Below are 14,563 nucleotides of genomic sequence, written 5' to 3'. Positions count from 1 at the left end.
AACAATAATTTCTATCCCTCTGCGGGTAGGCGGTTTTAACCTCCTCCCTGAACGGCGAGGGTGTTATCTCCGCCTGCCCCCTTTTATCAAGGAGACAGGCATGGAACTTACCACTACCATCAACAGTTCGTTTTCCCGCACCCGGGGGAATGAACTGAACAAGGGATACTACCCGACCTTTCCATCCGACGTTCAGACGGTTCTCCGCATTCTGGAACCGTCATTCGGTTGGAAAAGCCGGCGCTACAATGCCCTGAAAACCATCTCCGTCCTTGACCCCTGCGCGGGTGAAGGCGAATTCCTGACCACAGTGACCCGCTGGCTCAAGCGACGCTATGCCGCCTCCAACGGTTCACCTCACGAAATCCTCTCCTATGCCGTTGAACTTGACGCCGGCAGGTTCGCCAGGATTCACGGAACAACCCAGAAGCTCAACTCGTCGTTCTTCGACGTAGAGCTTTCCGGCAAGTTCAACCTGATCCTACTGAATCCTCCCTACAACAAGGCCGCCGGCAACGAACTCGTCACCTGGTTGGAAAAGACAGCACCTCTGCTGGCGTACGAAGGAGTGATGGTTCTCATCATTCCCGAGTATGAGCTGAAAGGGAGACTGCTGGACATCATCCAGGGGACGTTTCCGTTTGCCTACGCTTTCCAGAGCGAGGAATACGCCCGCTTCAAGCAGGTGGTCGTGTTTCTGGCAAAGAACCAGGACAACAGCAGCGATCTTTATCATCAATATTCACGTTTTCAGAGTTGGCCCGCTACCAATCTGGGAGAAGGAGCTGTCCGGGGGAAGTATACCGTGCAGAGCAAAAGCCAGACTCTTTCTCTTGGCGGCAGTAATGGCAGCAACCGCCCGCTCATGACGGCCCGCGACCTCACGGAGTTCTACCGGGACTGCGAGGACCGGCTCGACAAGGCGGCAGTCATGGTGCTTGATCGGCAGTATCCGTCGTCCTACGACACCAGCATCCAGCCCATCTCAACTCTGCGAACGGCGCATGCCGTACAACTTGCTGCCATGAACAGTCAGATAGAATCCGTCACCATCAACGGCGACTTCTTCCTGGCAAAATTCATGGTCATCACCAAAACCGAGACCTTCAAAGACCCGGAGAACAACTGCGAGACGATGGTCTGCAAGCCCACCGTCGAAGCCTTTCTGATGGACCGTCACGGGTACGTGAAACCGGCCCGGGAACACGGGTTCGACTACTACGAACTCAACAGCCGTCTCTCATCGGTGCTTCTGCAGAAACTCTCACGGCTCTACCAACCCCTCCATGAAATCGGCCAGGATGAAACATACCTGGTTGATGAACTGAAGGGGATCGGTCTGCTCCCCCCACAACGGGAAGCGGTCAAGGCGGTCATCAAGGCGTATCGCTCAGGCCGCCGGGGCATTGGCATTCGTGCCAACACCGGCACCGGGAAAACATGGATGGCAAAAGCGGTGAAGTACCTCACTGAGGCCAAACGCACGGTGATGGTATCGGAGCCACAGCTCATCCCCCAGTTGGCAAAGGAGTACGCCAACGAAGGGTTCAATGTGCATGTCATCGACTCCTGGGAAGCCCTGAAGGAACTTTCTGCAACCAGGCCGCATGGTCTCTACCTGATCGCCTACACGCGGCTCCGCATGCACCCGAAATACCGGCTTTGCATCAAGAGTCGCAAAACCATCGTCAAGAAGGATGGCCACAGTTCCGTGGAATACACGGAAGTCTGCCCATCATGCCGTTCGCCTCTGTCAGAGAAGATCCGCAAGGGTGACAAACCCAAGTGCTCGTACTGCGGCGAACCACTCTTTACCTATATCCCGGAAAATGACCGACCTGTCATGACCTATCGTCGCTGGATCAGCGAGATCGAGAACAACGGCACCGCCACGGAAGCCCGGACGCACAACAAGCAGCTTCCGTACATCCGGCTCTTGAAGAGAATACCGTTCGACCTCGCCATCTTCGACGAAGCCCATAACGCTGCCAACCTGATGAGTAACCAGGGGACCGCGTTCATCCGGCTTGCGGCAACCTCCAAAAAGGTTCTCGCCCTCACCGCCACCGTGACCAACGGCATGGCAAAATCCATCTACAACATCCTGTGGGGCTTGAATCCAATGCAAATGCGGAGTGCCGGCTGGGAGATGAAGTCGGCCACTGATTTCCAGACGAAATACGGAGCGTTCAAGACCGTCAGGAAAACCGATGAGAAAAACCGTCACCGTGAATCGGAGCGTGTCACTACCTACGACACGGCTGGTATATCACCGGCAGCCCTTATCTTTACGATTCCCAATTTCGTCAATGTGGACAGTGACGACTTCGACGACCTGCCTCCTGTGGAACGGGAAGTCATCAAGTGTCAATCACACGCCCTGGTGGAAACCTGCCACCGGAGCATCGAAAACATCATCGACAAGGCAGACCTGCCGCCGGAAGACCTCCTGGCAGCTGCAGCCGTCCGCAATGCCGCGTTACTGCGCGTAAGCGATACGTTCCGGCATTACAACGACGAACTGAAACTGCGGGATATTCCGCTTGGCACGCTGCACCGGCTGTCGCTTCCCGACGGGGAGCTGCTGCTGGAAAAAGAAGAAAAACTGATCGGTATCGCCCAGGGGGTGATCGACAGGGGAGAGCGTCTGTTGGTTTATACAGGCAATACGCAGAAGATCGACATGCGCCCCGTCTTGAAACGCATCCTTCGGGATAACGTGCAGGGCGCCAGCATTGAGATCCTGCCCGACTCGGTTGCTCCAGAAAAGCTGGTCGGCTGGTTCGAGCAGGTAACGGCTCAGGTCGTTGTTGTCTCGTTCCACCGCGTCGCCACGGGTCTCAACCTATCCCAGTTCAATAACCTCGTCTGGTACGACTACACGTCCAACACCAGACTGGCAGAACAGGGAGACGGTAGAATCCGTCGTGTCAATACCGCTGACATCCACCGGGCCCAGTTCGGGGAAGTTCGTCCCGTTCGTTACTGGTATCTCACCTCTTCGGAAGTCCAGGCACTGCAGCTTGCCTACACCCTGGAGAAGAGGATGGTCGCCAAGCTCGCGGAAGGGGAAACACCGGACATCGACCCGGCTGAATGCAGCAGCAGCCAGTCGTTTTCATCCCTGATGACAAAAGCGCTCAAGGAGGGGAACTTTAACTACACGGACCCGTCGTCCCTGTTAAAGAAGATGACCCAGCACGAGAATGCCCGAGTCAGGGGGGACAACAAAGCAATGACACCGATCAAGAATAACATCATCCAACTGCCGGTCACCAGACCGGAACCTGCTCCAACTCCACCATCCATTTCCGTCATCCATTGTGAAGGCGGCAGAGAGGTCTCTCGGGACTTGCCATTCGGCATGTACCAGACCTTGCTGGATTCTGGAGCCCTGGAGTTCACCCTGTTCGGTGTCTATCTGCGTTCACCCCCACCACTGCGGAAACGCGCTTAGAACATACATCACTACCCTCGCGGGGATCGATTCCCCGCCGGGGTGATCGGTCTCCGCATACAACAAGGAGACTGTAATGACAGACACAATCACAGGAAAACGCATCATCATTCCCGTTCACGACAACAGCGAGTTCTTCTCTGACAACGCTGACTACGCCGTCATCGATCTTGATGCCACGCACATCGAGCGGATCAAGAAACTTGCGGTGGTTGTAAGGCAGATGAAAGCCTACAAAATCAGCGAATTCAACCATGCCTGTGATTTCATGGCGGCTGACTGGGATGCCGAACCGGACAACGGCAAGGTAGCCCTGAAGGAATTCGAGGGACGGATGGAGTGTAATACTCTGAACGTCACCGACAGTGATTTCTTCTGGTCTGGCTACTACAAACATACTGATGTTCGGTGGGAAACCGACACGGTGCTCCTTGTAGTACTCGACGAGCCAGGCATCCATGATGAACGGGAAACTTGCACAGATGTGACCGGTCAAGGTGAATCACCATGAGAGGGAAAGATCTGAGTTCTCTTGAGTGGCAACCCGTCAATGACCCCAATGGCATGACCGCCTATGAAGCCTTTGATGCAAAAGGCCGTGGTTACTACTTGGTACGGAACAAGCACAAACCGGAGATGCTGTTCGTTCTCAGCGACGGTTTCACGGTTCCTCCCGGGTGGTACACCGACAAGGGCGGCTCTATCAGAAGAGTTTCCTGACAATTAACCGCCAACCCCATCGGGGAGATACGTCTCCCTTCGGGGTTTCTGTCTCCCCGCACCATCAATCAAAGGAGACAGACCATGGCAGACTACATGAATCAATCAGTATTCCAACCTTCCATTCCCAAACACCTGATCAACGCCGAGGACCGACGCATTATCGAGGCGTTCAGCATCACCTTTGAATCCGACGGCGAGGACAAGTTCTACCTCTACGCGGAGGAGTGGTGCTGTAATGGCTACCTCGATCCGGAGGAGCCCGGCGGAGAAGAGATCGAACTCAGTGAGGACGATCTTTTCAGCAGGTTCCAAGAGATTATTCGCCGCTCCAACGGTGAACTTCCCTGGATCTCCAAGGAAAGCGCCTATACCTGTTCGCGGATGAGACCGGATGGCTTCGGCGGCGGAGCAGTCTTCATCACCGCTGATGACATTCAGTACAGCTTTACCGGCCAATGGCTGGAACAGCGGATCAGCGAAACAGAAACCGGCGATATCGGCCCCCGGACGGAAGATCCACCTCCGTCCAAACCGATTGTCGGCTTCGTCCTCGAAGGCGGTCTGGTGCAGAGCATTGTCAGCAACGCACCGGAGCAGCTCCCGGAAATGGACGTGATTATTCTCGACTACGATGTCGAGGGGTTCGAGGAAGAATGTCTCCTCAATGTACCCCAGAGCAGCGGCGAAATCGCTCGTGCTGTTGGACACATCGAGAAGATTACCGAGTCTGGAATCAATCTGGGAATGGTTCTCAATCAAATGAAAGTAAGGGGGTGGTGACATGAGCCCTCTTGAGCGAACGACAGACGAACCGACCAACGAGGAGCGTGCCGACCGAATCGACACGGTTATGCAGGCCTACTGCCTGACACTCGAAGGACGGGATTTCGATGGCGACGAAGATGACGTCAAAGACATGCTCACGGACCTGATGCACTTCTGTAAGCGGATGGAGATTAACTTTGAGGAGAATTTACGCGTCGCCCGCAACAATTACGAATATGAGAGAAATGCGGAAACCGGTATACCGGATCATTTCGGTTGCCTGGTATGCGGCTGTTTTCTGGAAGTCTCACGAACCGACACCCTGTTGGGTATCGACCGGGAGATATTTGAATGTCAGAACTGCGATGAAACCTTCATCCGGGAACTGACGGTAGCAGACAGCCCCATTGAACGGGCCGTGAAGTGCATCGGCTGCGGCAACATGATTCTGCAATCGTCAGCACGCATCTTCTATCAGCACGACGACTACGCCCATTTTATCGGCGCGTGCTGCTGGGACGAACGACTGCGCGACTGACCCAACAACTATATTTCAACCTGCGGGGAGACAACTCCCCGAGGAGGAAGTCTGTCTCCCCGGCATATTGCAAAGGAGATAGACCATGCCCACAAAAATCACTCTCAACCCCGGCTATGCCGGCGGTGTTTATGTTCTCGATCACGGCGAGTTCTATACCTGCCTGGGCTTCGATGTCGTCTTGAAGAAGGCGGGAGCCTTGGCAACTGAACTGAACTCTCCTGAAAATTCCCCTGTTCCAAACGAACGCGGCACCATGGCAGCCTATCGCAAGTACGCTGCCCTGGTTGATAAAGCCCGCCAGAAGAATATCTCAACTGGATGGCGCTCGCGTGTTGACCTGACAGCCGATCTGATCGGCCTGGAAGGAAAGCGCGTGGAGGTCATCGACTGCTATGGGGATCGCCGACGTTTTATCGTCGGTCGGTCAACCGGGTGGATTCCATGTCACCTGGAGATCAAATCCCGGAGCAGTTCCGGAGGCGAAGCCGTCTGGGGGACTCCGTTCCGTTCGGTCAGGATCGTTGGAGGCACAGCATGAACATAGGGCATTACACTACAGGATGTACGAGAAGAATGACTGTGAAAACCGTCATCTCTGCAGCGAAGGAATTCGGCGTACCGGAACGCTATGCGATCATGCGCCGACTTTCATTCCTGCAACCGCAAATCAAACATCTGGAACGTGAAATCTGGGGAGCCCAACGGCGGATCGAGCGAAGTTCTGATCCGCTGGTCAAAGCCCTGACTGAATCCTTCATCAGAGACCAGGAAAAGGAGCTGCGCCCCCTGAAACGGGAGGCAACAGCGCTTCTCAACCATGTCAATGGCAAGGAGACGGTGCAGGCACCCGGCGGAATAACCCCGGAGATGATCGACCAAGCCCGTCAGTATCCCATCACCAGCATCATCGAATTTTCCAAAGGGCGGTATCGATGCTGTCCGTTTCACAAGGACCGCAATCCGTCCATGGCGCTTTACGATAACCATGTCCATTGCTTTGTCTGCAACCGGTCATGGGATTCGATCAGCGCCACGATGGAACTTGATGGTGTGAACTTCCGGGAGGCTGTACTGGCGCTCCAGTAACCTGAATCAATAACAATCAACCCTATGGGGGCGGACACTGCCCCTTGGGGGAGTCCGCCCTCAACATTTTAGGAGGCGGACATGAATCTCGATCTCTTCGGAGAACCAGCAGCACCGACAACAAAAAGAATCTTCATAAAAGCAATCGAAGCCCGTTATCGCAACGAGGTTGTCAGAGACGACGCCCCACAGTGGGTATCAATGCGGTTTACGCAACCCCAGCAGGTATTCGAGATGTTCCGGGATCTCCGTCTGGAGACGAAGGAGCACTTCATAGTTCTGCATCTGGACGGCAAAAACCGGATCGTCTGCTTTGATCGAGTATCGATTGGATCGCTCAACCAGGCCATTGTCCATAGCCGCGAGGTCTTCAAAACGGCATGCCTCTCGAATGCGGCGGCCGTGCTCCTCGTGCATAATCATCCTACAGGTGACCCGACACCCAGCCAGGAAGATATCGCCATCACCAGACGTCTCAAGGAAAGTGGCGAAATCCTCGGCATCAAGGTGCTTGATCACATCATAGTCGGTGATGACGAGTTCCTGAGTTTTGTTGAAAGGGGACTCTTGTAAATAATGAGGGAGCGGCGCTCAAACGCCCTCCCTCGGCTCTTCCCCCAGCCCAAAAGGGTTCCTTAGAGCCACCGTTCCAGCGGTGGTTGTAGGGAGCCCTTTTGGGCCACCATCACAACGATAAGGGGGATAGAGTCATGTCAGTTCGAGCACGCATTAACGGTAGGGAGTTCACACTGAGTTGGGAGGAGTTTGAGAAGGCTCTGCAGAGAAACAATCTTGCAGGAGGCGAATTCGAGGTTCTTGCCATTCTTTCGGGGGTGAAACCCTACTAGCATCTTCAGTCCGGATACCCGTCCGGTCTGGATAGAGGCGGCCCTAGTGGTCGCCTTTTATTCGTTGATGAACATAATAGTCTTCCCGTAACAATGCTCAATAGTCTAGCGTTGACAACTCACAATAATCTAGCTAGTATGAGACAAAATAACCTAGCCGAGACAGAGGTATGGATATGGCAACAACGCCAGCACAACGCAGACTTGCAGATGCACTCGATGTCCTGAAAAAACTGCAGGATGGTGGGAAGACTGCAGTAAAATCGAGTGACCTGACTCGATTACAGCGGGAAAGTCTTGTCAGCAACGGATTCCTGCGACTGATTGTCAAAGGATGGTATATGCCATCACGCCCGGGAGAGGACACCGGTGACAGCACTCCCTGGTATGCGGCAATGCGTGACTTTATTCATGGCTACTGCGATGAGAGATTTGGCGATAAATGGCATGTATCGGCAGAATACTCATTGCTTTTACACGCCGGCACAACAATCTCGCCACGGCAGGTTGTGATTCACTCGCCGCTTGGGAAAAACGGCCTGTTGCAGCTACCGGACGATTGTTCAATCCTTGATTATAAGGCCAAGGATTTCCCGTCATCAGCAAAAATACAAGCCGTTGATGGAGTCAGAGCTCTAATCCTGCCTTTAGCACTCATCCGTGTGCCCGAAGCATTTTTCGTCACATTTGCACAGGATGCACAAATTGCCCTGCATCAACTTCGTGATGCATCAGAACTCAATCGCGAACTGCTTGAAGGGGGCCATAGTACAATTGCCGGGCGTCTTGCCGGTGCATTGCGGGCATCTGGCCGTAAAGAATTGGCGGATGATGTGTTAGCAACCATGCGGGCTGCAGGGTTTGTGGTGAACGAAACAAATCCATTTAACGTTGCACCACCAAGCCTGCAATTCACAAGAGCACAATCACCGTACGTTCTTCGTATGCGCTTGATGTGGCAAGCTATGAGGGAAACAGTAATTGCCTGTTTCCCACTCGAACCTGGCACTCCAGCAGATATTGATAAATATATGGAGGTTGTTGAGGAAACCTACCAGACCGATGCCTATCACTCTCTGTCGATTGAGGGGTACCGTGTAACTGCCGAGCTTATTCAGAAGGTTGCTACCGGAAACTGGAATCCCGAAGATAATGCTTCTGACGCAGAAGCAAAAAATGCCATGGCTGCTCATGGGTACTGGCTTGCGCATAATGAGGTTAAGGCAACGATCAGAGGCATTCTTGCAGGTGCAAACCCGGGCGCTGCATTCCGCCTGGATCACGGCTCATGGTATCGCAAGCTTTTCACGCCAAACGTCGATGCCGGCTTTCTCAAGCCGGCGGATCTAGCCGGTTATCGGGCAGACAAGGTATTTATCCGGAACGCATCCCATGTCCCGCCTTCCCAGGAAGCGGTCCGTGACATGATGCCGGAACTGTGCGACTTGCTGGAGGCGGAGCCCAACGCAGCCGTACGTGCCGTTCTTGGACATTTTCTTTTCGTGTACATCCATCCGTATTTTGATGGCAATGGTAGATTGGGCCGGTTCCTGATGAATACCATGCTGGCGTCTGGTGGGTATCCGTGGACAGTAATCCGCATTGAGCAACGAAGTGATTACATGGCTGCTCTGGAAGCAGCGAGTTCGCGGGGTGAGATAAAGCATTTTGCGGAATTCATTGCCAATTCGATGTTGTCACAATGAAGTATGAGTCTGTGCAGGATTGAGAGGCGGCCCCAGCGGTCGCCTTTTTTTATTTTGGTTTCGTAATACCCGGATTGAATGGCACATTTGCCGAAGTATTGTATATGGCTGTTCGATTGGCAAGAGAGGACAATGTCCCGTCAATCAATGCATATCGGTCGCCACCGTGAATCATCCTCAATATGTCACAAACAACCAGACTGGCTACTGTTGAGCCTACAAAAGATGCGCCTACAGTTCGACCCGCCAGCATAGCAATGCCACAAGAATCCACACCTTTTTTTGCAAGGTTAGAGTATGCGGGTTGTGCAACCAATTCATCATCATTATTCTTTGGCGCATATTCTTTCCATACAGCATCCGCTTTTTGCTGACTCGGAAAAGAGTGTACCTGGAATGACATGAATTCACGTATTCCTTTACCTAGTCCGGCTTCGACAATATACCGGAATCCGATTTTTTCTAACACTGACCTAGCCTGTGCATTATCGACGCCGCACAGTGCAACTCGCGGATCGTCGTCCCCAAGACGATAGTGTTGATCAAATCGTCTTTCTATCAGTGTTGTCTTAAATCCTCTTTCCTCGCACCAGTCAGCCATTGCACGTGTTTTTTTCTTTCCGATTAGTTCAGGGAATGTCAATGGTGAGGTGCTGTCGTTAGCAGAGTCAATAATGTCATGATCATGCATAACAAGATGTAACTCATCAGGCGTCTTGTATGGTAACAGTCCGAGAGTCCACAAGAATGCCTGGCCAAGATGTCCAAGGCCAATTATCCAGAGGTTGGCGGGTAAAGAATTGAGCTCAGGGCCGGTATTTTGGCTCATCCATGAAGTGTTGGAGTTTGGATTCCACAGTGACATCCCAACATCGCGTCGACCGGCCATTACATAACCGCAAACATGTTGGAATGCTTCTGACACTGCCAACCCCCCAGCAAGTACTCCTGATGGAGTGAACTCTTTATATTCCGAAAGACGTTGCTTTGTTGCAGAAGGAGTAACTCCACCACACCAGCCATCAAAAGTTGCTCGAATAGAAAACCCAGATTCAATTCTCGATTCGGGAACATTACCAATAATTATTTGGGGTGAAGTTATTTTTGCCGCAGCGTCAATTTTGCCTCTGAGATCAATCACGGCATCCTGAAGAGATTTAAAATTTTTCCAGGGCACAAGCAATTCAACATCAGTAGTTCCGTACACGTAAACTCCACCGAGAAAACAGCGTCTGGCCGTGTTCACCGTTGTTAACAAAATAGCCTGACGAGTTGGGGATGTTGCGATGTCTGGGCCAACTTCTATTGACAATATGAAGCCCTCAAGTTTGCGGACAGCCTCTTCTTCTGATGTGGCATCTCCAGAATCCATAAAAAGCTTAGCTGTACGATGAAGCTTTTCAGAATCATTTTCCTCTCTCATAGAGCTACCCCCAGATCCCGATGTAGAATTTTTGCTTTACCATTTTACCGCTGAAATCATGCCAATTATGAGAACCAAGATATTCGTACATCCCAAGCAAACCAGTATTCTCTGGCGTGTTTGCAAAGTTTGGGACGATAATAGCGATATGCCCCTGCGTGGCAACCATCGGGTTTGTTTTGTCGAGATAACTTTGACGCGCCACTCCAGGATGCGTGTGAATATCTGCAACAACTTTTAAGCCAGTTTCCTTGCAGAGTCGCCACAATGATCCGTAACCTTCACCAGTCATTACGACCACGCCGGTATTAAGGCAGTCAGGCTCAAGATCATCGTAATAAACGAATCGGCTAATTCTCCTGCGGCCATTTTGTTCAGTTCCAAGAACAAATGCACCACTTTCACGTGAACCTTTACCGCGTCTCTTTAACTCCTGTAATCCTGTAGTCCACAGTTTGCTTGAGCAGCATAGTATGTGCTTAGGAGCTAGCAACTCCCGTATAATCGCTGCAATTGAGAAGGTCATAGACAATCCTTAAATACTGAGTAATATCTCCATCAGGAGACCATAGCATTGATGGGTGTAGGTTTCGCCAATCCGGATGCCCAAGAATTTCCTGTCGATCACATGGAAGGTATAAGCTGTTCCTGTCCGCTCTAAAGGCGAGGGCAACTCTACGCTCTCCTTGTGGTCTCTTTGAGGCATCAAGCTTCATGTTTTTTTCAATATCCCACAGGTCTGCAGTGGGGGCATCTTGGGGATAGTTTGTAAGATCGAACCGGATGAGAAATTCGTCGGGACTCTTCTCTCGCCGAGATGCAGTAACTGCTATAATTACGATTGGCCAGGTGGAATCGTCGTAAAGCCGCCAGCGATTCCGTGCGACGCCATTCTGGAAAGGACCATTGGAGAGATGCGTACGAAATACGCTTTCCGCTAAGTTCGCTTCATTTGGCATGATTCACCCCTCCACGCGTTTTTTGGGAACCAGGTCAAAGCAGATAGCGCAATCCGGACATGTAACAAGAGATCCAACGTGAGTATCTTCATCGGGTCGGTTGTTAGTGCCACAGATTTGAAGTGTGTGCTCAGAGGCATCTACTTCCGCAAGATCAAAGCAATGTGGGCCTGTTGACCATTTCCATATACGTTTAATCGTTGCGGATGGTGCGAACGAGATAGTTTTTTCCTGACCGTTAAAATTCACGGTAACCTCGATATGCTGGCAACGGTGAATATGAACATGTTTCCTGTGGTGAACCCCAGCTTCTTCAAGACACATACCTGAATCGATATGCTGCTCTTCGTCTTCCAGGTAAACCATCAACTTTTCAAAATCGTTGTTGATAATTCCATCATCCTTTACTCTTTTCAGGAGTTCACTGATTGTGTTCCTTGGAAGCACCTCGATAAGTACGATGCCCTTGATTCCTTCACCCTGGATAAACAACTCGATTTTTTTCATGGCGTGCTCCGTTACATCTGTTAAATTTAACTTCACAGTTGTGAATATAAACACCCCTGCTATGGGTGTCAAGGACAATTTCACGCCTGTGAATATTTTCTTGCGGTTTTGTAAAAACTCTGGTAAGAAGTCTGTATGCACGATGTAATTGATCAAGACATTCTTTCAGATAAAATCCGTGAAAAGATGACGTCACTGGATATTAACCAAACCCAGCTGTCTAAAATGGCAGGTATTAGCCCCGCAGCACTGAGCCAAATTCTTAGTAAAGAGCGAACGGCCAGTAGCGTAGTTCTTGTTAAACTGGCGAATGCGCTTGGCGTTTCTGTTGATTACTTGCTTGGGAAAACGCCAGAAGCTGACTTTCTAGATGTAATTCGCTACGGGAAAGCTAAGGAACTCATTAGTAGCTTTTCTTCATTGACAGCAAAAGACCAGAGTCGCATTTTTGAAATGATAGAGCTCCTCAAGAAAACTTGATTTAGAGAGCGGTATCAATTTGTCAATAATTTCCTAAACAACGTAATTCGATTGTTCCACCGTTTCCTTTATGTGACGGTGGTTTTCTTTTTTCTGCCCTATTGACAGGGGTGTTCTTTTAGATTAAGGTATTGTGTCTTTTTTTGTATACTGTATACAAAATCCAATGGGGAGGTTTATGATGGTTGACTGGCGTGCTTGTTCCGTTGATGAGGTTCGAGAGTTAGCACGAAAGGCTGGAGAGTGGGTAGCATCAGGAGAGGGCCGTAAGGTCGTTGAGACGGCAAAACAGCATGCTGAAGAAGCAACGTCGCAATTAGCAAGAGAGCGGATACTTGACCCACACATTCTTCGTAAACCCTTAAATCTTTAATTGGAATAACATGGATCAGACGTCGTTCAAGGTTGTTCAGTATGACATTGAAGTGCTAAGAGATATAATATCAGAAACATATACCCCCAAATTTGGCACTGTTGAGGCCAAATTACACGCAATATATTTTGAGACCTACCTAAAAGAAATACAAGCCTACACCATAATAGTTGAGTATAGCTACATCGACAGAGACTATCTCGATGACTATGCCAGCTATTACGTCAAATGCTTTCACGACTACAACCGTAAATGCACTAGGATACATTTTTTCGACATTGTCTTCACTGAAGATGATTTTTTTGGTGCATTGTCTGGTAACAACAGAGAATTTGTCGATCGGTTGCGTGATTCGTATCTTGGCTTCATTGTTGTAAAACCACTCCCAAAAACCATCCTTGGCAGAACATGCCTAAAAACTTACCCCACCGATGGGAAAAGAGATTTCCCGGTAACCCGTAAATATGATGTAAATCTCTATGGCATCAAACTTTCTGTTAAATCTCTAGCATTTCAAGAACAGGATCAGGTCGTAGCCGCCTGTGCAACAAGTGCTCTCTGGTCGGCATTCCACGGCACTGGAGTATTATTCCACCACACAATCCCTACCCCTATTGAGATAACCAAGGCTGCCACAAACAATTTTCTCGCAGAAAAGAGAAATCTCCCCAACAAGGGATTGACGATCGAACAAATGGCCCAAGCTATTCGAGCGGTAGGACTTGAGCCGTTCTCAATCAACATCGAAAGCCAATATTTTTTAAAAAGCACAATTTACTCATATCTACGAGGTAAGGTGCCAGTTATATTGGTGGTTGAACTTGCAGAACTATCTGAGGGGCAATATGAATTTCTCGGATGGCATGGAGTTACAGTAACAGGCTATTGTGTTGAAGAAATAATGCCATCGCCATTTTTGGAAACAAATTTCCTATTGCGAGCATCCACGATAAATAAAATTTATGCTCATGATGATCAGGTTGGCCCGTTTGCAAGAATGGAATTTGATGGTGTTCCCATAAATTATATTGTGGGAGGCGAAACCAAAACAGAGCCATCCATCTCGACTTCATGGCTTGATAAAAAAAATACCATTGGAAATGTACGGGCAGTACCAAGAGCAGTAATCGTTCCTCTGTATAATAAGATAAGGATTCCATTTGAGCTGATACATGATGTTATTGTTGATTTTAACAGCTTGATTGGTCCGATCACCCTTCATTTTCTTGGTAAGGAAATATTGTGGGATATTTTCCTATCTGATGTTAACAGCTTTAAATGTAGCATGCATGAAAATGTTAACATCGAACCATCGCATAGAATGGAAATTGTCACTGAAAATTTGCCAAGGTTCGTATGGAGATCTCAGTGCTTACTCGAAAATGAACCTGTCTTTGAATTAATATTTGATGCAACAGATATTGAACAAGGCAATATCTTTATACGGGCGATAAAATATAATGAGGTGTTTTATAATTTCATTATTGAATTGCTTAAACAGTACTCAGTGACATCATTAACTTATGGGCGACTGGCTTCTCCCGTATTTGAATGGTTATTAAAACAGTAAAACGCAACTGGGTCATAGAAACGTAAATCTTATAGAATCCATCACAATATTGCCTGCAATTTTCCCATACACACATCGTGCAGCTTTCTCAATACGCTCTAAATCCATCATTTTTGATACGAAGG

At 49.8% G+C, this 14,563-nt stretch carries 14 protein-coding genes; 11 read left to right on the top strand and 3 right to left on the bottom strand.

Translation table 11 applies throughout. The features are described 5' to 3' along the window. The first annotated feature begins 4 nt into the window (after window positions 1-4). The 9 genes from GSVR_RS00720 to GSVR_RS00680 all read left to right on the top strand — a co-directional run bounded on the left by GSVR_RS00720 (window position 5) and on the right by GSVR_RS00680 (window position 9,126). On the top strand, window positions 5-3,457 hold the full coding sequence (locus GSVR_RS00720) for a DUF6094 domain-containing protein (protein WP_370552069.1): 3,453 nt from the start codon (window positions 5-7) through the stop codon (window positions 3,455-3,457). Between the two features lie 76 nt (window positions 3,458-3,533). Next, a complete protein-coding gene (locus GSVR_RS00715) occupies window positions 3,534-3,968 on the top strand; it encodes a hypothetical protein (protein WP_173201720.1) in 435 nt (144 codons plus the stop codon). After that, the gene (locus GSVR_RS00710) at window positions 3,965-4,177 is read left to right on the top strand and encodes a hypothetical protein (RefSeq protein WP_173201721.1); all 213 of its coding nucleotides are present in this window, start codon (window positions 3,965-3,967) and stop codon (window positions 4,175-4,177) included. The genes GSVR_RS00715 and GSVR_RS00710 overlap by 4 nt, the downstream gene beginning before the upstream one ends. An 84-nt stretch (window positions 4,178-4,261) precedes the next feature. Further along, a complete protein-coding gene (locus GSVR_RS00705; RefSeq protein ID WP_173201722.1) occupies window positions 4,262-4,960 on the top strand; it encodes a hypothetical protein in 699 nt (232 codons plus the stop codon). A 1-nt stretch (window position 4,961) separates the two neighbouring features. Further along, on the top strand, window positions 4,962-5,483 hold the full coding sequence (locus GSVR_RS00700) for a hypothetical protein (protein ID WP_173201723.1): 522 nt from the start codon (window positions 4,962-4,964) through the stop codon (window positions 5,481-5,483). Window positions 5,484-5,568: 85 nt separating this feature from the next. After that, the gene (locus GSVR_RS00695) at window positions 5,569-6,024 is read left to right on the top strand and encodes a hypothetical protein (RefSeq protein WP_173201724.1); all 456 of its coding nucleotides are present in this window, start codon (window positions 5,569-5,571) and stop codon (window positions 6,022-6,024) included. Between the two features lie 35 nt (window positions 6,025-6,059). Then, window positions 6,060-6,572: a CHC2 zinc finger domain-containing protein gene (locus tag GSVR_RS00690; RefSeq protein ID WP_173201725.1), complete on the top strand. Its 513-nt coding sequence runs from the start codon at window positions 6,060-6,062 to the stop codon at window positions 6,570-6,572. Window positions 6,573-6,653: 81 nt separating this feature from the next. Beyond that, on the top strand, window positions 6,654-7,145 hold the full coding sequence (gene radC / locus GSVR_RS00685; RefSeq protein ID WP_173201726.1) for a DNA repair protein RadC: 492 nt from the start codon (window positions 6,654-6,656) through the stop codon (window positions 7,143-7,145). A gap of 451 nt (window positions 7,146-7,596) precedes the next feature. After that, window positions 7,597-9,126: a Fic family protein gene (locus GSVR_RS00680; RefSeq protein WP_173201788.1), complete on the top strand. Its 1,530-nt coding sequence runs from the start codon at window positions 7,597-7,599 to the stop codon at window positions 9,124-9,126. Between the two features lie 49 nt (window positions 9,127-9,175). Here the strand turns inward: GSVR_RS00680 and GSVR_RS00675 are convergent, their stop codons facing one another. The 3 genes from GSVR_RS00675 to GSVR_RS00665 form a co-directional block, all read right to left on the bottom strand. Beyond that, on the bottom strand, window positions 9,176-10,549 hold the full coding sequence (locus tag GSVR_RS00675; protein WP_173201727.1) for a hypothetical protein: 1,374 nt from the start codon (window positions 10,547-10,549) through the stop codon (window positions 9,176-9,178). A gap of 4 nt (window positions 10,550-10,553) precedes the next feature. Beyond that, entirely contained in the window at window positions 10,554-11,075 is a 522-nt protein-coding gene (locus GSVR_RS00670; protein WP_173201728.1) for a hypothetical protein, read from the bottom strand. 436 nt (window positions 11,076-11,511) lie between these two features. After that, the gene (locus tag GSVR_RS00665) at window positions 11,512-12,015 is read right to left on the bottom strand and encodes a hypothetical protein (protein WP_173201729.1); all 504 of its coding nucleotides are present in this window, start codon (window positions 12,013-12,015) and stop codon (window positions 11,512-11,514) included. Window positions 12,016-12,150: 135 nt separating this feature from the next. Between GSVR_RS00665 and GSVR_RS00660 the strand changes: the two genes are divergently transcribed. Continuing rightward, complete coding sequence (locus tag GSVR_RS00660; protein WP_173201730.1) at window positions 12,151-12,495, top strand: helix-turn-helix domain-containing protein; 345 nt, start codon at window positions 12,151-12,153, stop codon at window positions 12,493-12,495. A 383-nt stretch (window positions 12,496-12,878) separates the two neighbouring features. Then, window positions 12,879-14,438 carry a hypothetical protein gene (locus GSVR_RS00655; RefSeq protein ID WP_173201731.1) on the top strand — a complete coding sequence of 520 codons (1,560 nt, stop codon included), beginning with the start codon at window positions 12,879-12,881 and terminating at the stop codon, window positions 14,436-14,438. The last annotated feature ends 125 nt before the right edge of the window (window positions 14,439-14,563 follow it).

Source organism: Geobacter sp. SVR, assembly GCF_016865365.1.
Classification (GTDB): Bacteria; Desulfobacterota; Desulfuromonadia; order Geobacterales; family Pseudopelobacteraceae; genus Pelotalea.
Note: the sequence above shows the minus strand (reverse complement) of the source record. Positions and strands in the feature narration are given on the sequence as shown.